The organism is Rhizobium sp. WSM4643, assembly GCF_025152745.1.
GTDB classification, from domain to species: domain Bacteria; phylum Pseudomonadota; class Alphaproteobacteria; order Rhizobiales; family Rhizobiaceae; genus Rhizobium; species Rhizobium leguminosarum_I.
Genome location: NZ_CP104040.1, coordinates 3953873 through 3972619 on the forward strand (window position 1 = coordinate 3953873; position 18747 = coordinate 3972619).

The 18747-nt window shown below is 61.1% G+C and carries 16 protein-coding genes, 1 pseudogene and 1 riboswitch; of the genes and pseudogenes, 9 read left to right on the plus strand and 8 right to left on the minus strand.

Annotated elements, in window-relative coordinates; genetic code table 11:
• Positions 1 to 33 precede the first annotated feature (33 nt).
• Positions 34 to 1295, minus strand: a pseudogene (locus N1937_RS19580) (ABC transporter substrate-binding protein).
• 306 nt (positions 1296 to 1601) lie between these two features.
• Here N1937_RS19580 and N1937_RS19585 point away from each other — a divergent pair.
• From N1937_RS19585 to queE, 4 genes are all read left to right on the plus strand, one after another.
• Entirely contained in the window at positions 1602 to 2654 is a 1053-nt protein-coding gene (locus N1937_RS19585; protein WP_260056793.1) for a LacI family DNA-binding transcriptional regulator, read from the plus strand.
• A 173-nt stretch (positions 2655 to 2827) separates the two neighbouring features.
• A complete protein-coding gene (gene queC, locus N1937_RS19590) occupies positions 2828 to 3538 on the plus strand; it encodes a 7-cyano-7-deazaguanine synthase QueC (protein ID WP_260056794.1) in 711 nt (236 codons plus the stop codon).
• Positions 3538 to 3894 carry a 6-carboxytetrahydropterin synthase QueD gene (gene queD / locus N1937_RS19595; protein WP_260056795.1) on the plus strand — a complete coding sequence of 119 codons (357 nt, stop codon included), beginning with the start codon at positions 3538 to 3540 and terminating at the stop codon, positions 3892 to 3894. The genes queC and queD overlap by 1 nt, the downstream gene beginning before the upstream one ends.
• Positions 3891 to 4619, plus strand: coding sequence for a 7-carboxy-7-deazaguanine synthase QueE (queE, locus tag N1937_RS19600; RefSeq protein WP_260056796.1), 729 nt, complete (start codon positions 3891 to 3893; stop codon positions 4617 to 4619). The genes queD and queE overlap by 4 nt, the downstream gene beginning before the upstream one ends.
• An 18-nt stretch (positions 4620 to 4637) precedes the next feature.
• Here the strand turns inward: queE and N1937_RS19605 are convergent, their stop codons facing one another.
• From N1937_RS19605 to N1937_RS19630, 6 genes are all read right to left on the minus strand, one after another.
• Positions 4638 to 5870: an adenylate/guanylate cyclase domain-containing protein gene (locus N1937_RS19605; RefSeq protein ID WP_260056797.1), complete on the minus strand. Its 1233-nt coding sequence runs from the start codon at positions 5868 to 5870 to the stop codon at positions 4638 to 4640.
• Between the two features lie 104 nt (positions 5871 to 5974).
• Positions 5975 to 6949 (minus strand): class 1b ribonucleoside-diphosphate reductase subunit beta, encoded by a 975-nt coding sequence (gene nrdF / locus N1937_RS19610; RefSeq protein WP_260056798.1) that lies wholly within the window; start codon positions 6947 to 6949, stop codon positions 5975 to 5977.
• 171 nt (positions 6950 to 7120) lie between these two features.
• The gene (nrdE, locus tag N1937_RS19615) at positions 7121 to 9325 is read right to left on the minus strand and encodes a class 1b ribonucleoside-diphosphate reductase subunit alpha (RefSeq protein WP_260056799.1); all 2205 of its coding nucleotides are present in this window, start codon (positions 9323 to 9325) and stop codon (positions 7121 to 7123) included.
• The gene (gene nrdI / locus N1937_RS19620) at positions 9304 to 9708 is read right to left on the minus strand and encodes a class Ib ribonucleoside-diphosphate reductase assembly flavoprotein NrdI (protein WP_260056800.1); all 405 of its coding nucleotides are present in this window, start codon (positions 9706 to 9708) and stop codon (positions 9304 to 9306) included. The genes nrdE and nrdI overlap by 22 nt, the downstream gene beginning before the upstream one ends.
• A 12-nt stretch (positions 9709 to 9720) precedes the next feature.
• Positions 9721 to 9942, minus strand: a complete 222-nt coding sequence (gene nrdH, locus N1937_RS19625) for a glutaredoxin-like protein NrdH (protein ID WP_260056801.1) — start codon at positions 9940 to 9942, stop codon at positions 9721 to 9723.
• 265 nt (positions 9943 to 10207) lie between these two features.
• A riboswitch (cobalamin riboswitch) is annotated at positions 10208 to 10431 on the minus strand.
• Between the two features lie 195 nt (positions 10432 to 10626).
• The gene (locus tag N1937_RS19630; protein ID WP_260056802.1) at positions 10627 to 12909 is read right to left on the minus strand and encodes a heavy metal translocating P-type ATPase; all 2283 of its coding nucleotides are present in this window, start codon (positions 12907 to 12909) and stop codon (positions 10627 to 10629) included.
• Between the two features lie 71 nt (positions 12910 to 12980).
• On the opposite strand from N1937_RS19630, the gene N1937_RS19635 reads away from it, so the two are divergent.
• Both N1937_RS19635 and N1937_RS19640 read left to right on the plus strand, forming a co-directional pair.
• A complete protein-coding gene (locus N1937_RS19635; protein WP_017968027.1) occupies positions 12981 to 13403 on the plus strand; it encodes a MerR family transcriptional regulator in 423 nt (140 codons plus the stop codon).
• A 72-nt stretch (positions 13404 to 13475) separates the two neighbouring features.
• The gene (locus tag N1937_RS19640; protein WP_017968028.1) at positions 13476 to 14690 is read left to right on the plus strand and encodes a TIGR03862 family flavoprotein; all 1215 of its coding nucleotides are present in this window, start codon (positions 13476 to 13478) and stop codon (positions 14688 to 14690) included.
• Between the two features lie 94 nt (positions 14691 to 14784).
• On the opposite strand, the gene msrB is transcribed toward N1937_RS19640, so the two are convergent.
• Complete coding sequence (gene msrB / locus N1937_RS19645) at positions 14785 to 15270, minus strand: peptide-methionine (R)-S-oxide reductase MsrB (protein ID WP_017968029.1); 486 nt, start codon at positions 15268 to 15270, stop codon at positions 14785 to 14787.
• 207 nt (positions 15271 to 15477) lie between these two features.
• Here msrB and N1937_RS19650 point away from each other — a divergent pair, with 207 nt between their 5' ends.
• The 3 genes from N1937_RS19650 (at position 15478) to N1937_RS19660 (ending at position 18718) form a co-directional block, all read left to right on the plus strand.
• Positions 15478 to 16437, plus strand: a complete 960-nt coding sequence (locus N1937_RS19650) for a helix-turn-helix domain-containing protein (protein ID WP_222282197.1) — start codon at positions 15478 to 15480, stop codon at positions 16435 to 16437.
• A gap of 166 nt (positions 16438 to 16603) precedes the next feature.
• Complete coding sequence (adh, locus tag N1937_RS19655; protein ID WP_017968031.1) at positions 16604 to 18112, plus strand: aldehyde dehydrogenase; 1509 nt, start codon at positions 16604 to 16606, stop codon at positions 18110 to 18112.
• 213 nt (positions 18113 to 18325) lie between these two features.
• Positions 18326 to 18718: a DUF779 domain-containing protein gene (locus N1937_RS19660; protein ID WP_222386939.1), complete on the plus strand. Its 393-nt coding sequence runs from the start codon at positions 18326 to 18328 to the stop codon at positions 18716 to 18718.
• Positions 18719 to 18747 lie beyond the last annotated feature (29 nt).

The following is an 18747-nucleotide window of genomic DNA, read 5'->3' on the forward strand; positions in this document are numbered from 1 at the left end:
AGATGCGGGGAAGCATTGTCATCACACCTGGTCTCAGCGGGCGTCGTCGATCGCCTGGACGAGCTGCTTGACGGCTTCGTCGGAGGTCTTGATCTGACCGTGGACGAACTTCGAGACGACATCCTTGTAGGCATTGGCAATCGCCGCGGCGGGGCGCCGTAGCCTTGCGCCAGCGAGCCGAACAGCGTGCCGCCCTCGTTGGCTGCCTTCAGATCGGCGATGCCCTTCTTGCCGCAAGCGTCGAAGTCGGTATCGGGAACGTCGGTACGAGCCGGCACCGAACCCTTGACGACGTTGAAGGCCGACTGGAAGCTCTTCGACAGCGTTGCCTTCGCCAGCGCCACCTGCGCCGCCTTGCGGTCGTCGGGAACGTTGAACATGCCGAACATGTCGGAGTTGTAGACCACGCTGCCGTCGGTGCCGGGGAAGCGGTAGCACAGGAAGTCGGTGTTAGGCTTCTTCTTGGCGGCGACGAATTCGCCCTTGGCCCAGTCGCCCATCACCTGCACCAGCGCGTCACCCTTGATGACCATGGCGGTCGCCAGGTTCCAGTCGCGGCCCGAGAAGTTCGGGTCGACATATTTGATGATCGTGGCCAGGTTATCGAAGGACTTCTTCATCGTGTCGGACTTCAGCGATTCCTCGTCGAGGTCGTTGAAGGCCTTCTTGTAGAACTCAGGCCCGCCGGTCGACAGCACGATGGAATCGAACATCGTCGCCTCCTGCCAATTCTGGCCGCCAAGCGCCAGCGGGATGACGCCGGCGGCCTTAGCCTTGTCGAGCAGTGCGATCAGTTCGTCGAAGGTCTTCGGCTGGGTGCCGCCGATCTTGTCCATGACAGCCTTGTTGATCCACAGCCAGTTGACCGAATGGACGTTGACGGGGGCTGCGACCCACTTGCCGTCATAGACCGAGAACTTCTGCAGGGCCGCCGGAACCGACTTGTCCCAGCCTTCCTTCTTGGCCGTCTCCGTCAGATCGCCCATGACGCCGGCCTGGGCATAATCGAGCACGGTATAGCCGAGCATCTGCGAGGCCGTCGGATAGGTGCCGGCCGCCACCATCGCCTTCAGCGCCGTCATCGCCGCATCGCCGCCACCGCCGGCCACCGGCACGTCCTTCCAGGCATACCCTTCCTTCGAAAGATCCTGCTTCAGAACGTTCAGCGCCGCTGCCTCGCCGCCCGACGTCCACCAGTGCAGCATCTGTACTTCCTTGACATCGGCGGCGTGGGCCGCACTGAGGCCAGCCATCATCACGACAGCAACAGCTGCCGAGCTCAAAAACTTGCGCATGAATTTCCTCCCGTTTGCAAATCGGCGGCGGGACCTCCCTGCCGCCCGATGCCTCCCGCTCTTGCAGCGGTCAGCATACGGCCGCACTCCTCCGCGCGGTTGCTAATTTAAAACGTTATAAGTCATTGGCCGTCAAGCCTCTCTCGACAGTCGAGAAAAATATAGCTATTTCGCCATTATATTGAATTTGCTACGAATTATATTCGTGACTAACAAAACGCTGAAATTTAAAACGTTTTCATTCGTCGATTGCTTGCTGAAAACGTCGTGTTATTGTGTCGGCAAATCCAGCATGGAAAACCAAGGGTGACCGAACCGTCCCGACCGCAGCGCGGCGAAAATCTCGATATCACGCATAAGCGCGGCAAGCCGACCTTGCGAACGATCGCCACGATCGCCGGCCTTGCGGTGACGACGGTGTCACGGGCGCTTTCCGATGCGCCGCAGATTTCGCTCGAGACCCGTCAACGGGTGCACCGCATCGCCCGCGAGATCGGCTACCTCCCCGACCGCGCCGCGCAACGTCTGAAGACCGGCCGCACCAACGTCATCGCCATCTTGCTCGATTCGCACGAGGAAGTGGTCGGTTTCAGTACCTCGATCATGTACGGCATCGCCAAGGCGCTGAAGGAGACCTCCTACCATCTTGTCGTCGCCCCGAACTTCCTGTCGACGACCGATATCGAGGCCGCCGAATACATCATCCGCAACCATCTCGCCGACGGGCTGATCTTCACGCGCACCGAACCGCTCGATGCCCGCGTCCGCCTGCTGCTCGAAACCGGCTTTCCCTTTGTCTGCCACGGCCGCACCGAATTTTCGACGCCGCACCCCTATGTCGACTACGACAATTTCACCTTTGCCTATGAGGCGGCGCGCCGGCTGATCGCCAAGGGCCGCAAAAAGGTAATGGTGATCCTGCCGCCAAAACGGTTGACCTTCTGCCAGCATATCCTGCACGGCTTCATGACGGCGGTGCGGGAGGCAGGCATTGCCTATGAAATCCCCGAGGCAGTCGATCTCGATACACCGGCAGACGTGCTGCGCGACTTCATCCGCAGCCGCGCTGATGCCCCGGATGCTCCTGATGGTTTCATCTGTCCCGGCGAAGTTTCGGCGCTCGCCGTCATCAGCGGCATGAGCGATGCCGGCCGCATACTCGCCGTCGATTACGATATCGTCGCAAAGGAGACGTCCCGCCTTCTCACCCAGCTGCAGCCGAAGGTCGACACTATCCACGAGGACCTGACGGCGGCCGGCGAGGATCTGGGACGCATGCTGCTGCAGCGCATCAGCAATCCGGACGCCGAGGATCTGCAGCTCCTGCTGCCGCCGCAGATCAACTTTCCGATCGGTTAGGCTACTCGGCTATGGGAGGCGCTAGCACCCCGAAGCCACCGCCGTGAAATCAATGTCATCTCATCGTTTAATGACGCTCACGCTTCAAAACTGTTTCCATGACGCGTGATTTGTCCTAGAAGCACCGCGTAATCCGGTCGCAGCCCACCCGGTCAAAACAAGGGATCCAAAATATGAAAACCATCGTCGTCTGCTCCGGCGGACTGGACTCCGTTTCGCTTGCTCATAAGGTAGCGACGGAAAAACAACTTATCGGTCTCGTCTCCTTCGACTACGGCCAACGGCATCGCAAGGAACTCGACTTCGCCGCCAGATGTGCCTTACGCCTCTCCGTTCCCCATCATATCATCGACATCGCCGGCATCGGCGGCCATCTCAGCGGATCGGCCCTGACAGACAATGTCGAGGTTCCGGATGGCCACTACGCCGAGGAAACCATGAAAGCCACCGTCGTGCCCAACCGCAATGCCATCATGCTGGCAATCGCATTCGGTCTAGCTGCGGCGCAAAAAGCAGATGCCGTTGCCGTCGCCGTGCATGGCGGCGACCACTTCATCTATCCGGACTGCCGGCCTGGCTTCATCGATGCCTTCCAGCGCATGCAGAACGAAGCGCTGGACGGTTATGCCAGCGTGAAACTGCTGGCCCCCTACGTCGATGTTTCCAAAGCCGCGATCGTTGTTGACGGCGAAAAACACGGCACGCCGTTTTCGGAAACCTGGTCCTGCTACAAAGGCGGCGAACTTCACTGTGGGCGCTGCGGAACCTGCGTGGAACGCCGCGAAGCGTTCCATCTTGCCAATGTTCCCGATCCCACGGAGTACGAAGACCCGGACTTTTGGAGAGCGGCCGTGTCGCGATACTCGGCCACGGAGGTGCGTTGATGTACCGCATCACCAAGGAGTTTCATCTCTCCGCCTCCCATCAATTGGATCACCTGCCTGTCGACCATCAATGTGCTCGGCTCCACGGTCACAACTACGTCGTCGTCGTCGAACTGGCTGCGGAAAACCTGAATGATGATGGCTTCGTCCGTGACTATCACGACCTCTCGCCGCTCAAACGCTATATCGACGAAACTTTCGATCATCGTCACCTGAACGATGTCTTCGGCCATTCGAAAGTTACGTCGGAGTTCCTGGCAAGGCACTTTTACGACTGGTGCAAACAGCGCTTCCCGGAGACATCGTCCGTTCGCGTCAGCGAGACCCCTAAAACCTGGGCGGAGTACAGGCCGTGAGCGTGGGGAGCATTCGCGTCAGCGAAATCTTTGGCCCGACCATACAGGGTGAAGGTGCTTTGATCGGGCTGCCGACTGTGTTCGTGAGGACAGGCGGCTGTGACTATCGGTGTTCCTGGTGCGACAGTCTTCACGCGGTCGACAGCGCATTCCGGGATCAATGGATTCCCATGTCCACTGAGGCGATCTGGCATAAAGTCACCGAACTCTCCGGGGGAAAGCCACTGACGGTTTCCCTTTCCGGCGGCAATCCGGCGATTCAGCCCTTAAAGCCGCTTATCGAACTTGGCCATTCCCAAGGATATCGCTTCGCCTTGGAAACACAGGGAAGCGTAGCCCAGGCATGGTTTCGCGATCTCGACGTCCTGGTCGTCAGCCCCAAACCGCCATCAAGCGGAATGCTGACGGATTGGGACCAGGTGGATCACTGTCTTCAATTGGCCGCCGACGGACCGGAAGTCATGCTGAAGATTGTCATTTTCGACGATGCCGACTACGAATTCGCCCAAGGGGCGGGGCAGCGCTATCCCCAAATTCCCTTGTTCCTTCAGCCCGGCAATCATACGCCGCCGCCGCCCGATGACGATGACGCACGCATTGATATCGACGGCGTGATGGATCGGATGCACTGGCTTGTCGATAAGGTGACGGCCGACCAATGGTTTTCGGTACGCGTACTGCCCCAATTGCACGTGCTGCTCTGGGGAAACAAGCGAGGCGTATGAGCCTGCCTGCACTGAAAACTATGCGGCAACACGCTCCGGAAAGGCAAAAACATCGACGGGCTCTCCAAGCCCGCGCAGCGGGAAAGTGCCGAGGCTATCCATGTCCTTCGCGCAGTCCGCCATTTCGACGAAGGCCCGCGACAAGAGCACTGGACGCTTGACCTCCTTGGTCAAGGTTTCCAGCCGAGAGGCGACATTGACCGCAGGGCCGATGACGGTGAAATCCAGCCGCCGGCGCGAGCCGATATTGCCGTACATAACGTCGCCGACATGCACGCCGACGCCATAGCGCAGCGGTTCGCGTCCGTTGCCCGCATATTGCTGGTTCAATTGCGCCATCAACGCCTGCCCTTCGCGGATCGCCTGCAGCAGATCATGACAGGCCGTGTCCTTGCTCAATGGGAAGATCGCCAGCAATCCGTCTCCCATGAACTTCAGGATCTCCCCGCCATGCCGCTCTATCGGATCGGACATGGCGTCGAAATAGTCGTTGAGCAGGTGGATGACATCGTCGCGCGGCCAGAGATCGGAGATCGCCGTAAAGTCGCGCAGGTCGCAGATCATGATGGCCGCACCAACGGTCGCACCGCTGCCGCGCGTCGTGACGCCTGACAGGATCTGTTCGCTCGCATGCGGTCCGACATAAGTCTGCAGCAGCGTGCGGGCCATGATGTTCTTCAGCCGGATTTCGCTGACGAGAGTCAGGGCCGGCAGCAGGTCCCGCAGGAAATCGACGTGCTCGCTGGTAAAACCGCCGGGCCGGCGGGTGGAAAATGTCGCGACGTGCCGTTTGCCGAAAGTATGCTCGAGGGGCCAGGCGATATACTCCGTGAGGCCGTCGTCGCGCAATTCCTGATAGAATGAATCCTCGTCGCCGTTGGCTGTGCCTTCCAGCTGTCTGCGCACCTCCTCCGCACCCTGATGGATCGCGTTGACGGGACTGTTCAGGAACTCCGGCGTATTTTCGACACCATAGGCAAATGTGTCGATCTTCGCTTCCGCCAGGCCTTCTTTCCAGAGAATGCGGGCACCGACCCATTGCGGATGGTTCGTCCTGAAATGCAATGTCGCCCGCGCCACCGGGACTCCTGATGCCAAAAGCTTCTCGCACATCTCCACCAGGATATTGTCGATGAACCGCTCGCCGCGCGTCTCGTTCACCAGCCAGTCGAGAATCCGTCTTCTGCGGATCGGCCAGACGCCTTCGTCCGCTTCGACAGCAGGCCCGGCCTTGTTCAAAATAGACGACATCAAAAACTCCCGCTATGCCGCATCATCGGCGAGGACCGAATTTAGTTTCCGCTGAATGTGGGCGATCAGAGAGCAAATGATAAGAGGCAGACGGCGATCAAGCCTCAGAAATCCCAGTCCTCGTCCTCCGTCGCGACCGCCTTGCCGATGACATAGGAGGAACCGGAGCCGGAGAAGAAGTCGTGGTTCTCGTCCGCATTCGGCGAAAGCGCCGACAGGATCGCCGGATTGACCTTGCAGGCCTCGGCCGGGAACAGCGCCTCATAGCCAAGGTTCATCAGCGCCTTGTTGGCATTGTAGTGCAGGAATTTCTTGACGTCCTCGGTCAGCCCGACGCCGTCATAGAGCGCCTCGGTATATTTCGCCTCGTTGTCATAGAGCTCGAGCAGCAGCTCGAAGGCGAAATCCTTGATCTCCTGCTTCCGCTCGTCGCAGAGGCGTTCCAGCCCGCGCTGGAACTTGTAGCCGATATAATAGCCGTGCACCGCTTCGTCGCGGATGATCAGCCGGATCATGTCGGCCGTGTTGGTCAGCTTGGCACGGCTCGACCAGTACATCGGCAGGTAGAATCCGGAATAGAACAGGAAGCTTTCGAGGAAGACGCTCGCAACCTTCTTCTTCAACGTATTGCCGGAGCGATACTGCTCCATGATCAGCGCCGATTTCCGCTGCAGGAATTCGTTCTCCTCCGACCAGCGATAGGCATCGTCGACATCGGGCGTCGAGCACAGCGTCGAGAAGATCGAGGAATAGGAGCGCGCATGCACCGCCTCCATGAAGGAGACGTTGGAAAGCACCGCCTCCTCATGCGGCGTTACCGCATCTTCCATCAGCCGGATGGAACCGACGCCGTTCTGGATCGTGTCGAGCAACGTCAATCCGGTGAAGACGCGGATGGTCAACTGCTGCTCGGCCGCCGTCAACGTTGCCCAGGAGGGAATGTCGTTGGAAAGCGGCACCTTTTCCGGCAGCCAGAAATTGCCGGTGAGCCGGTTCCAGACCTCGATATCCTTGTCGTCCTCGATGCGGTTCCAATTGATGGCGCGCACGCGGGAGGCGGGTTTGATTTGCATGTTCATTAGGTCGTCCCTCTTGAGGAATATGTCTGGGCGCCCCCTCATCCGCCTGCCGGCACCTTCTCCCCGCTGGGGAGAAGAGACTTGTGGCAGCGTCATCCCCAACCAAGTCCCCTCTCCCCAGCGGGGAGAGGGTTAGGGTGAGGGGGCTTCTGGCTCGCGCCCGAAATCAAATCACAGCGTACAAGACACGCAGCCCTGCACCTCGGTGCCGGACAGCGCCATCTGGCGAAGGCGGATGTAGTAGATCGTCTTGATGCCCTTCTTCCAGGCGTGGATCTGCGCCTTGTTGATGTCGCGCGTCGTTGCCGTATCGCGGAAGAACAAGGTCAGCGACAGGCCCTGGTCGACATGCTGGGTCGCCGCCGCATAGGTGTCGATGATCTTCTCCGGCCCGATCTCATAGGCGTCCTGATAATAGTCGAGATTGTCGTTGGTCATGAACGGCGCCGGATAGTAGACGCGGCCGATCTTGCCCTCCTTGCGGATCTCGATCTTCGAGACGATCGGATGGATCGAGGAGGTCGAGTGGTTGATATAGGAGATCGAGCCCGTCGGCGGCACCGCCTGCAGGTTCTGGTTATAGAGGCCGGAGGCCATCACCGCCGTCTTCAATGCGGCCCAGTCTTCCTGCGTCGGAATGTGAATGCCTGAGGTCTCGAACAGCGCCCTCACCGTCTCCGTCGCCGGCTCCCAGAGCCGGTCGGTATATTTGTCGAAATATTCGCCGGAGGCATATTTCGAGTTTTCGAAGCCCTTGAAGCTCGTGCCGCGTTCGACCGCCAAAAGGTTCGAGGCGCGGACTGCGTGATAGGTCACCGTATAGAAATAGATATTGGTGAAATCGACGCCTTCCACGGAGCCGTAGAAGATGTGTTCGCGGGCGAGATAACCGTGCAGGTTCATCTGACCGAGGCCGATCGCATGGCTCTCGTCATTGCCCTTCTCGATCGAGGGGACCGAGGAGATGTGGCTCATGTCGGAAACAGCCGTCAGCGCCCGGATCGAGGTTTCGATCGTCTTGCCGAAATCGGCCGAATCCATTGCCGCGGCGATATTCAGCGAGCCGAGATTGCAGGAAATGTCCTTGCCGAGATGTTTGTAGGAGAGGTCGTCATGATATTCGCTGGCCTCGCTCACCTGCAGGATCTCCGAGCAGAGATTGCTCATCGAGATGCGCCCGGCGATCGGGTTCGCCCGGTTCACCGTGTCCTCGAACATGATGTAGGGATAGCCGCTCTCGAACTGGATTTCGGCAAGCACCTGGAAGAATTCGCGCGCCTTGATCTTCTTCTTGGAGATGCGGGCGTCGTCCGCCATCTCGCGGTACTTTTCCGTCACCGAAATCTCGGTGAAGGGCACACCATAGACGCGCTCTACGTCATAGGGCGAGAACAGGTACATGTCCTCATTGTTCCTCGCCAGTTCGAAGGTGATGTCCGGCACGACGACGCCGAGCGACAGCGTCTTGATGCGGATCTTCTCGTCGGCATTTTCGCGCTTGGTATCGAGGAAGCGCATGATATCGGGGTGGTGGGCATTGAGATAGACGGCCCCCGCGCCCTGGCGCGCGCCGAGCTGGTTGGCATAGGAGAAACTGTCTTCGAGCAGCTTCATCACCGGGATGATGCCTGACGATTGGTTCTCGATATGTTTGATCGGCGCGCCCGCCTCGCGGATGTTCGTCAATGACAGCGCCACGCCGCCACCACGCTTCGACAATTGCAGCGCCGAATTGATCGACCGGCCAATCGATTCCATATTGTCCTCAACGCGCAGCAGGAAGCAGGAAACCAGTTCGCCGCGCTGCTTCTTGCCGGCATTGAGGAAGGTCGGCGTCGCCGGCTGGAAGCGGCCGGAAATGATCTCCTCCACCATGCCGCGGGCAAGGGTCTCGTCGCCGCGCGCCAAGGCCAGCGCTACCATGCAAATGCGGTCCTCATAGCGCTCGAGATAGCGCTTTCCGTCGAAGGTCTTCAGCGTATAGCTGGTGTAGTATTTGAAGGCGCCGAGGAAGGTCGGGAAACGGAATTTCTTGGCATAGGCCTGGTCGAACAGGTCGCGCACGAAATTGAAGGAATACTGATCGAGAACCTCCTGCTCGTAATAGCCCTCGGTCACGAGGTAATCGAGCTTTTCCCGAAGGTTGTGAAAGAACACCGTATTCTGGTTCACATGCTGCAGGAAATACTGCTTGGCAGCCATTCGATCCTTGTCGAGCTGGATCCGTCCCTCATCGTCATAGAGGTTCAGCATCGCATTCAGCGCGTGATAGTCGAGCGTTTCCGCCGCTTTCAAAGGGCGTTCGCCGGCGGGATGAGCAAAAGTGTTATGCGGTTTTGCGCCCGCATCCCGCGTCAGAGTTGTTCCCGTGTCCAAAACCGTTCCAGTCCGTGTTTGACGTTGGCGACATCCGCTTCCGTGCCCAGCAGCTCGAACCTGTAGAGGTAAGGCACCTGGCATTTCTGCGAGATGACGTCGCCGGCGAGCCCGTATGTCTCGCCGAAATTGCTGTTGCCCGCGGCAATCACGCCGCGGATGTGTCCTCGGTTTTCCGCATCGTTGAGGAAACGGATCACCTGCTTGGGAACGGCACCCTTGCCGCCGTCGCCGCTATAGGTCGGCACAACAAGCACGAAGGGTTCGCGGATATGGAACGCGTCAGCGCCACTTGGCGGAATGCGCGTTGCGCGCAGTCCGAGCTTGGCGACGAACCGATGGGTGTTCTCGGATCGGCTGGAATAATAGACGATCAGGCCCATCGCTTTTCTCGATCAGGAGAGCGCGCTGATCATGTCAGGGCGGAAGCCCGCCCAATGCTGCTCGCCGGCGATGACGACAGGCGCCTGCATGTAGCCGAGGCTGCGGACACGATCGAGCGCTTCGGCATCCTCAGAGATATCGACGATGTCATAATCGACACCCAACCGGTCGAGGGCACGGTAGGTGGCGATGCACTGGACGCAGGCAGGCTTGCTGTAGACGGTAATGGTCATGATATTCCTCGTGATGCGATTGGGACGCAGGAGATCGATCGGAAATCTGCCGATATCCGTCGAAAAATCTCTGGTGATTTGAGCTATGCGGCTGTTCAGCTCCGCCGTCTACGTCTAGCGGGTGGCGGCCTGAACTGAGATACTGACATGACTTCACCCCGAAGTGGCTCAATGCGAAGGTTTCGGGGGCGGAGGCTCGGGCCTGCGAAACGCGATGCGGAGATTCCCCGCAGCAACGCAACGCGACCTTCCGGACACCCCGCCCGTGGACGTTTCGTTCGAGGCAGGTCTCCTGGCTCACGGGTCAAAGCGCCTGCCCAGCCTTCCCGGAGCGTCATGCTCCAGTGACCTGAAATCGGACAGTTGCTCGCCGCTTACAGTTGCGGGGGCAGCTCCGGCATTGCCGCGCCATGATGGCGAGGCGCACCGTATTCCCGTCTTAGCCACCGATCCTCACGAATCGATGGAACCTCGAACACTAGATATAGTACGCCAATCCAAATTCGCGTCAACGGATGGTTTGTGCATTGCGTTACGACAGGTTTGAAATCGCTACGTTCCTGGGAGCCCCCACGATGAGAGCCGACCTATGGCCGGTCCCGCGATTTTCGATTCGAGATCTGGCTCGAATCGTCGATGGCACATCCCGCCGGTGACGAGCGCCGGAGGAGGAAGTCAGAAAAGTTATATTTTTATCCGAAGCAGCCTCAGCGCGTTGATCGTCACCAGCACGGTGGCGCCGGTATCGGCGAGGATCGCCGGCCAGAGCCCGGTGATGCCGGCGATCGTCGTCACCAGAAACACCGCCTTCAATCCGAGGGCGATGGTGATGTTCTGCAGGATGTTGCGCATCGTGCGTTTGGAAAGTTCGATCATCCGCGCCACATCGCTAACGCGTCCGTGCAACACGGCGGCATCCGCCGTCTCCAGCGCCACATCGGTGCCGCCGCCCATAGCAATGCCGATATCGGCAGCCGCCAGCGCCGGAGCATCGTTGATGCCGTCGCCGACTTTGGCGACGATGAAACCCTGGCGCTTCAATTCGCCGACGATCTGCTGCTTGTCCTCCGGCATCATCTCGCCGCGCCAGTCGATGCCAAGGATGCCGGCAACGGCTGCTGCCGTCCGCTTGTTGTCGCCCGTCAACATCATCGCCTTGATGCCTGCTGATTTGAGGGCAGCGAGCCCGGCCTCGGCATCCTCACGCGGCTCGTCGCGCATGGCGATCAGGCCGGCCGCAACACCGTTGACGAGCAGCACCGACACGCTCTTGCCCTCGTCGTTCAGCGCCGCGATGCGTGCATCCTGTTCAGCACTGAGCGCCCCGCGCTCACGGGCGGCGGGCGGCGACAGCAGGTCCAGCGTCTCGCCGCCGACTTTGCCGCTGACGCCCTTGCCCGCCAGCGCTTCCAGCTCGAGGGCCGGCGGCACGGGAACGCCGACTGACTTGGCGCGGTTGAGGATCGCCAGCGCCAGCGGATGGCTGGAGCCTTGCTCCAGCACCGCCGCGCGCGACAGCACCTGCGCCTCGCTCAATCCGAAGGAGATGATATCGGTGACCTGAGGCCTGCCTTCCGTCAGCGTGCCTGTCTTGTCGAAGGCGACCATCGTCACCTTGCCGAGCGTTTCCAGCACCGCGCCGCCCTTCATCAGCAGCCCGCGCCGCGCACCTGTCGAAAGCGAGGCGGCAATTGCCGCCGGCGTCGAAATGACGAGCGCGCAGGGGCAGCCGATCAAAAGGATGGCAAGGCCCTTATAGACCCATTCGCCCCATGGCCCAGCGAACAGCAGCGGCGGAACGACCGCGACCAGCGCTGCGACCACGACCACGCCGGGCGTGTAATAGCGCGAAAACCGATCGATGAAGCGTTCGGTCGGCGCCTTCGATTCCTGCGCTTCCTCCACCAGCTTGACGACACGGGCGATGGTGTTGTCGGCGGCCGCCGCCGTGACGCGAACCCTGAGCACCGCATCGCCATTGACCGTGCCGGCAAAAACGACGGCATCGACGCCCTTGCGAACCGGCGTGCTTTCGCCCGTCACCGGCGCCTCGTCGATCGCGCTCTCGCCTGAGATGATGATGCCGTCCGCAGAGATACGGTCGCCAGGGCGAACCATGATAGTCGCGCCAACGGCAAGGCTTTCTGCCGGCACTTCCCGCGTCTGCCCATTGTCTTCGAGCAACGCATTCTTCGGCACCAGACCCGCCAACGACTGGATGCTTTCGCGCGCCTTGCCGGCAGCCACCCCTTCCAGCATCTCGCCGACGAGGAACAGGAACACGACGGTCGCCGCCTCTTCGCCGGCATTGATGATGACGGCGCCGACGGCGGCAATCGTCATCAGCATCTCGATCGAGAACGGTGTACCTGATAGGGCGGCAATGATAGCGCGCCGCGCGATCGGCACCAGCCCGATCAGCATGGCGACGATGAAGGCATAGGACGCAATCGCCGGCACGAGATGGCCGACGGCGTAGGCGACAACGAGCGCCACGCCCGCAAGAATGGTCAGACGGCCTTTCTTGCTCTGCCACCACGGACCGGCCATCGGCGCATGGTCGTGCCCATGCAGGCCTTCGATTTCCTTTTCGCCGTCATGGTCATGGCTCGCATGATCGTGGTTTGCATGATCGTGATCATGACCTGCGTGATCGTGGCCTTCGTAGCCGTGATCATGGCCGGCATGATCGCCGTGATCGTGGTCGTGACGATGCTGCGAGCCCTGGGTATGCGCAGGCGCAGCGCTTCCAGCAAGCGGCGCGACGGAATAGCCGAGCCCTGTCACCTTCCTCTCGATCACCTTGAGATCGCTGCTGCCATCGTGGCGGACGGTCATCGTGCCCGCCATCACCGAGACGGAAACATCGGCGACACCCGCCACGCGTCTGACCGCCGTATCGATCTTGGTTGCGCAGCCGGCGCAATCCATGCCGCCAACCCGGTATCGTGTCTCGCTCTCAGCCATCATCCGCTTCCTTGTCAAACAGAAGCATCCCTCCTACATCCTCTAGCGACTAGAGGTGCAAGAGGAAAATCATGAAAAAGATCACCATTGGTGAAGCTGCGCGCCAAAGCGGCGTCAAGGTGCCGACGGTTCGTTATTATGAGAGCATAGGCCTGCTCGCGGCGCCGAGCCGCAGCGAGGGTAACCAGCGTTCCTTCGAGCCTGCCGATATCAGCCGTCTCGCCTTCATCCGCCACGCCCGCGAACTCGGCTTCGAGATCGAGGCGATCCGCACGCTGCTCACCCTGCAGGATGATCCGTACCAGTCCTGTGCCTCGGCCGACGCCATCGCCAAGGCGCGTCTCGTCGAGGTCGAGCAGCGCATCCGCAGCCTGACGGCGCTGAAGGCCGAGCTGGAAACCATGGTGGAAGGCTGCGGCCACGGCCGCGTCGATCAATGCCGAGTCATCGAGGTGCTCGCCGACCACGGCCAGTGCACACATCCGCACCACTGATCGCTCGCGTCCTTGCAGGCGGTCCGCGCCCGCGCCAAAACTGAATGCAGACAGAATCGGGCGAAGACATCAATGAACCAGAAGCGGATCGCGATCATCGGCGGCGGCCCGGCGGGCCTCGCGGCTGCCGAACTGCTGTCCCGTTCCGGTCATGCAGTGACGGTCTACGACGCCATGCCGACCTTCGCCCGCAAGTTCCTCTTGGCCGGCAAGTCGGGTCTCAACATCACCCATTCCGAGGATTATGCCCGTTTCACCACACGCTTCGGCGCGGCCTCCGCCCGTCTGCGCCCCGCTCTTGATGCTTTTACCCCTGATGATATCAGGGATTGGGCAGCAGGGCTCGGGACCGAGACCTTCGTCGGCTCGTCCGGCCGGGTGTTCCCGAAGGTGATGAAGGCCTCGCCTTTGCTGCGCGCTTGGCTCAGGCGACTGGAGGCGCAGGGCGCCACGCTGCGCACCCGCCACCGCTGGAGCGGGTTTGCCGAAGATGGTTATGCTTTCGAAACGCCCGAAGGGCGCAGCATCGTCCATTGCGACGCAGCCCTGCTGGCGCTCGGCGGCGCAAGCTGGCCGCGCCTCGGCTCCGATGCAAGCTGGCTGGCTCGGCTATCGGAGAGAGGCGCCGAGATCGAACCCTTCAAGCCCGCCAATTGCGGCTTCGCCGTCGGCTGGAGCGGAAGCTTCAGCGAACGTTTCGCCGGCGAGCCGGTAAAGTCGGTCACCGCAACATCCGAGGCCGGCACGTTTCCCGGCGAATTCGTCATCACCGGGAGCGGCATCGAGGGCAGCCTGATCTATGCCCACACCGCCAGCCTCCGCGACCGGCTGCTGAACCACGGCGGCGCTGCCCTGACGCTCGACCTCGCACCCGGCCGCACCATCGAGAGGCTGAGCCGCGACCTTGCCCGGCAGGACGCCAAATCGAGCTTTTCAAACCGCCTGCGCAAGGGTGCCGGCCTCGACGGCGTCAAGGCGGCACTGTTGCGCGAACTCGCTCCCGAGCGCGATCGGACCGATCCCGAGCGTCTCGCCGGTATGATCAAGGCCCTATCGGTGCCGGTGATCGAAACCCGCCCGATCGCCGAAGCGATCTCCTCGGCCGGCGGCATCCGCTGGAGCAGCATCGACGACAGCTACATGTTGAACGCGCTGCCGGGCACCTTCGTTGCCGGTGAGATGCTCGACTGGGAAGCCCCGACCGGCGGCTATCTCCTCACCGCCTGCCTGGCGACCGGCCGGGCGGCAGCGCGCGGCATCGAAGCCTGGTTGCAGCGCAGAGCATGATGCCGAAAAGTGTGATCGGTCTTCGGACGACACCATGCTCCAACTCTTAATTTAGAACAGGCAGTCATCAGCACCGAGTAAGGTCATCCCTGGATCAGGCCGAGGCCGGACGGAATGTCATGGCAAGCCCATTCATGCAGTAGCGAAGCCCGGTTGGCTTCGGGCCGTCATCGAAGACATGGCCGAGATGCCCACCGCAGCGACTGCAGTGCACGGCGTTGCGCACCATGCCGAAAGTCGTGTCGCTCGTGGTGCCGACGGCTTTTTCGAGCGGCGCCCAGAAGCTCGGCCAGCCGGTGCCGCTGTCGAATTTGGTGGTCGAGGAAAAGAGGTCCTGGTCGCAGCCGGCGCAGGCGAAATTGCCCTTTCGCTCCTCATGCAGCAAGGCACTGGTGAAGGGCTGTTCCGTCCCCTCCCGGCGCAGGATGACATATTGATCCGGCGTCAGCAGCTTGCGCCATTCCTCGTCGGTGTGCGTCACCGCAAACGTCTCGGCGGCGATCGCCTTGCCGGCCAGGCCCAAGTGAACCGCAAACGCTCCAAGCGCGGCGCCCATCAGCAACAATCGTCTATTCAGCATGGTCGGATCTCCTCATCTGGCAAACCTTCTACGTACAGAACTACGAGAGAGAGGGGTCATTTGTTACGCCATGGCCTCCCAAACACCGAAATGTGATTTCCGCGATTTTCGTCAGGCAGAGCCGCATGCCGATGACCGCCAGTACCGGCCGATTGCAAACCAGCCGCTTTTCCATCAGAATGTGCTGAACTTCGGTGGGAGGAGCCGATGCACGAACACTCAGCGCACGCCGAGCACGTCTACACGTCTGCCCAGCGCGATTCTGCGGCGGCCAGTTCTCCCGTTGTCGCCTCATGGCGGCGGTGCATGACCATGCATCAGCTCGCCCCCGAGGACCAGCGGGCTCCACTGCGCCTCACCGACCAGGAATTCCGCCGTGCGCGCGAGCAGTCCGAACAGCTGATCGCCAGCGCGACGGAAGAGCTCGATCGTCTCTTTACCACCGTTGGCAGGGCGGGCTGCTGCCTGCTTCTGACCGACAAGAACGGCATCGCACTGGAGCGCCGGGGCGCTGCCGGCGACGACAAGGAATTCCGCGAACTCGGCCTGTGGACCGGCTCGGTCTGGACCGAGGCCAGCATAGGCACCAACGGCATCGGCACCGCACTTGCTGACGAGCGAGCCGTCGCCATCTTCCGCGATCAGCATTTTTTCTGCTCGAACACCAGCCTCAGCTGCACGACGGCACCAATCCGCGATCATCGTGGCCGAGTGGCAGCAGCCCTCGACATCTCCACATGCCGCGACGACGTCAACGAGATGACGCTGGCAATCCTGACGCAGACCGTGCGCGATGCGGCGATGCGCATCGAGCTTAACCTTTTCCGCTCGGCCTTTGCGGGCGCACGTTTCCTGATGGTCCCGGCCGGCGCCAATTCCGCCGCCGCCCTGCTTGCCGTCGACAGGCATGATCTGGTGCTCGGCGCGACGCGCGCCGCCCGCATCGCACTGCAGCTGGACGACAAGCGCATCGCCGCCGGCATTCCTGCCGCCGATGCCCTGCACGAGGCTGGAGTCTGCCAGCAGGACGAGATCGTCGAGGCGGAAAAGGCGGCACTGCTGCGGGCGCTGTCGCGCGCCGGCGGCAATGTCTCGCAGGCGGCGATCGCGCTTGGCATCAGCCGCGCAACGCTGCACAGGAAGATGAAGAAGCTCGATCTCCACTGATCAGGGTAAAGGTTCCGCTCCTGGAGCAATCGTGAACCGATGCTGTCGCAGGTCTGCGACACTGTGCGCTGCGGTATGGAAGACCCGCCCTATTCCCTTCGCCAAAATATGCACATTTTCCTCCCACCGGTTCGCTTGGGAACCTGGATCATCAAGGGAGGATGACATGCTTCATCAGAAAATCGTCGAATCGCCGTTCAAGCTGAAATACGGCAACTATATCGGCGGCGAATGGCGCGAGCCGGTCGAGGGGAAATACTTCGAAAACCTCACGCCCGTCACCGGCGGCAAGCTCTGCGACATTCCCCGCTCCAATGAAAAGGACATCAATCTCGCGCTCGACGCCGCCCATGCGGCTAAGGAAAAATGGGGCCGCACCTCCGCTGCCGAGCGCTCCAATATCCTCATGAAGATCGCCCAGCGCATGGAAGACAAGCTGGAATTGCTCGCCCAGGCCGAGACCTGGGACAACGGCAAGCCGATCCGCGAGACCATGGCGGCCGACATTCCGCTGGCGATCGACCACTTCCGCTACTTCGCCTCCTGCATTCGTGCCCAGGAAGGTTCGATCGGCGAGATCGACCACGATACCGTGGCCTATCACTTCCATGAGCCGCTCGGCGTCGTCGGCCAGATTATTCCGTGGAACTTCCCGATCCTGATGGCCACCTGGAAGCTGGCGCCTGCGCTTGCCGCCGGCAACTGCGTCGTGCTGAAGCCCGCCGAACAGACACCGGCCTCGATTCTGCTCTGGGCCGAACTCGTCGGCGATCTCCTGCCGCCCGGCGTGCTCAACATCGTCAACGGTTTCGGCCTCGAAGCCGGCAAGCCGCTGGCGACCAGCCAGCGCGTCGCCAAGATCGCCTTCACCGGCGAGACGACGACAGGCCGGTTGATCATGCAATATGCCAGCCAGAACCTCATTCCGGTGACGCTGGAACTCGGCGGCAAATCGCCGAACATCTTCTTCGCCGATGTGATGGCCGAAGACGACGACTTCCTCGATAAGGCGCTCGAAGGCTTTGCGATGTTTGCCCTCAACCAGGGCGAAGTTTGCACCTGCCCGAGCCGCGCCCTCGTCCAGGAATCCATCTACGACCGCTTCATGGAAAAGGCCGTCAAACGCGTCGAGGCGATCAAGCAGGGCAACCCGCTCGACACCGCGACGATGATCGGCGCCCAGGCCTCGACGGAGCAGCTGGAAAAGATCCTCGCCTATCTCGATATCGGCAAGCAGGAAGGCGCGGAAGTGCTGACCGGCGGCTCGCGCAACGATCTCGGCGGCGAGTTGGCAAACGGCTACTACGTCAAGCCGACGATCTTCAAGGGTCACAACAAGATGCGTGTGTTCCAGGAAGAAATCTTCGGACCGGTGGTTTCGGTCACAACCTTCAAGAACGAGAAGGAAGCGCTCGAAATCGCCAACGACACGCTCTACGGTCTCGGTGCCGGTGTCTGGAGCCGCGACGCCAATCGCTGCTACCGTTTCGGCCGCGAAATCCAGGCCGGCCGCGTCTGGACGAACTGCTACCACGCCTACCCGGCCCATGCCGCCTTCGGCGGCTACAAGCAGTCGGGCATCGGTCGTGAAACCCACAAGATGATGCTCGACCACTACCAGCAGACCAAGAACATGCTGGTGAGCTATAGCCCGAAGGCACTCGGCTTCTTCTGAGAAGCGTTCGCATGGTGGGAGGGTGCAAACCCCTCCCCAACCCCTCCCCACAAGGGGGAGGGGCTTAACCCGTTGAACTCTCTCGTTCTAAAAAGGTATCTCCTTGCCGAAACTTCAACGAGCTGAGTTGTCGGAGCAGCACTATAAGTCCCTCCCCTTGTGGGGAGTGGTTGGGGAGGGGAATCCTTCTCCCGATACTTCGGAGGAAGAGCCATGGAAAGCACCGTCAACGGCGAACCGCGTGTTCTCGCGACCGACGCCGCCCTCGATTTGATCTTGGAAATCAAGCGGGATCATCCCGATATTCTCTTCCACCAGTCCGGCGGCTGCTGCGATGGCTCCTCGCCGATGTGTTATCCGGCTAACGAATTCATGATCGGCGACAGCGACGTCAAGCTTGGCGAGATCGGCGGCGTGCCGGTCTATATCAGCGCCAGCCAGTTCGAGGCGTGGAAGCATACGCAGCTGATCATCGACGTCGTGCCGGGACGCGGCGGCATGTTCTCGCTCGACAATGGCCGCGAGAAGCGCTTCCTCACTCGTTCCCGTCTCTTCGGCGGCGGCGAGGCTTGCGCAGTGCCTGATGTGAAAGTCAGGGCGGTCTGATGCCGTCGCCCGTCGAGTGGGATTTTCGC

Excerpts from the sequence above, each read along its gene's own strand:
- adh (WP_017968031.1), top strand. The coding sequence starts at position 16,604 with ATGCTTCATCAGAAAATCGTCGAATCGCCGTTCAAGCTGAAATACGGC.
- N1937_RS19635 (WP_017968027.1), top strand. The coding sequence starts at position 12,981 with ATGAAAAAGATCACCATTGGTGAAGCTGCGCGCCAAAGCGGCGTCAAG.
- N1937_RS19640 (WP_017968028.1), top strand. The coding sequence starts at position 13,476 with ATGAACCAGAAGCGGATCGCGATCATCGGCGGCGGCCCGGCGGGCCTC.
- nrdF (WP_260056798.1), bottom strand. The coding sequence starts at position 6,949 with ATGAACATGCAAATCAAACCCGCCTCCCGCGTGCGCGCCATCAATTGG.
- N1937_RS19605 (WP_260056797.1), bottom strand. The coding sequence starts at position 5,870 with ATGTCGTCTATTTTGAACAAGGCCGGGCCTGCTGTCGAAGCGGACGAA.
- queC (WP_260056794.1), top strand. The coding sequence starts at position 2,828 with ATGAAAACCATCGTCGTCTGCTCCGGCGGACTGGACTCCGTTTCGCTT.
- N1937_RS19650 (WP_222282197.1), top strand. The coding sequence starts at position 15,478 with ATGCACGAACACTCAGCGCACGCCGAGCACGTCTACACGTCTGCCCAG.
- nrdH (WP_260056801.1), bottom strand. The coding sequence starts at position 9,942 with ATGACCATTACCGTCTACAGCAAGCCTGCCTGCGTCCAGTGCATCGCC.
- queD (WP_260056795.1), top strand. The coding sequence starts at position 3,538 with ATGTACCGCATCACCAAGGAGTTTCATCTCTCCGCCTCCCATCAATTG.
- N1937_RS19630 (WP_260056802.1), bottom strand. The coding sequence starts at position 12,909 with ATGGCTGAGAGCGAGACACGATACCGGGTTGGCGGCATGGATTGCGCC.
- N1937_RS19660 (WP_222386939.1), top strand. The coding sequence starts at position 18,326 with ATGGAAAGCACCGTCAACGGCGAACCGCGTGTTCTCGCGACCGACGCC.
- nrdI (WP_260056800.1), bottom strand. The coding sequence starts at position 9,708 with ATGGGCCTGATCGTCTATTATTCCAGCCGATCCGAGAACACCCATCGG.
- msrB (WP_017968029.1), bottom strand. The coding sequence starts at position 15,270 with ATGCTGAATAGACGATTGTTGCTGATGGGCGCCGCGCTTGGAGCGTTT.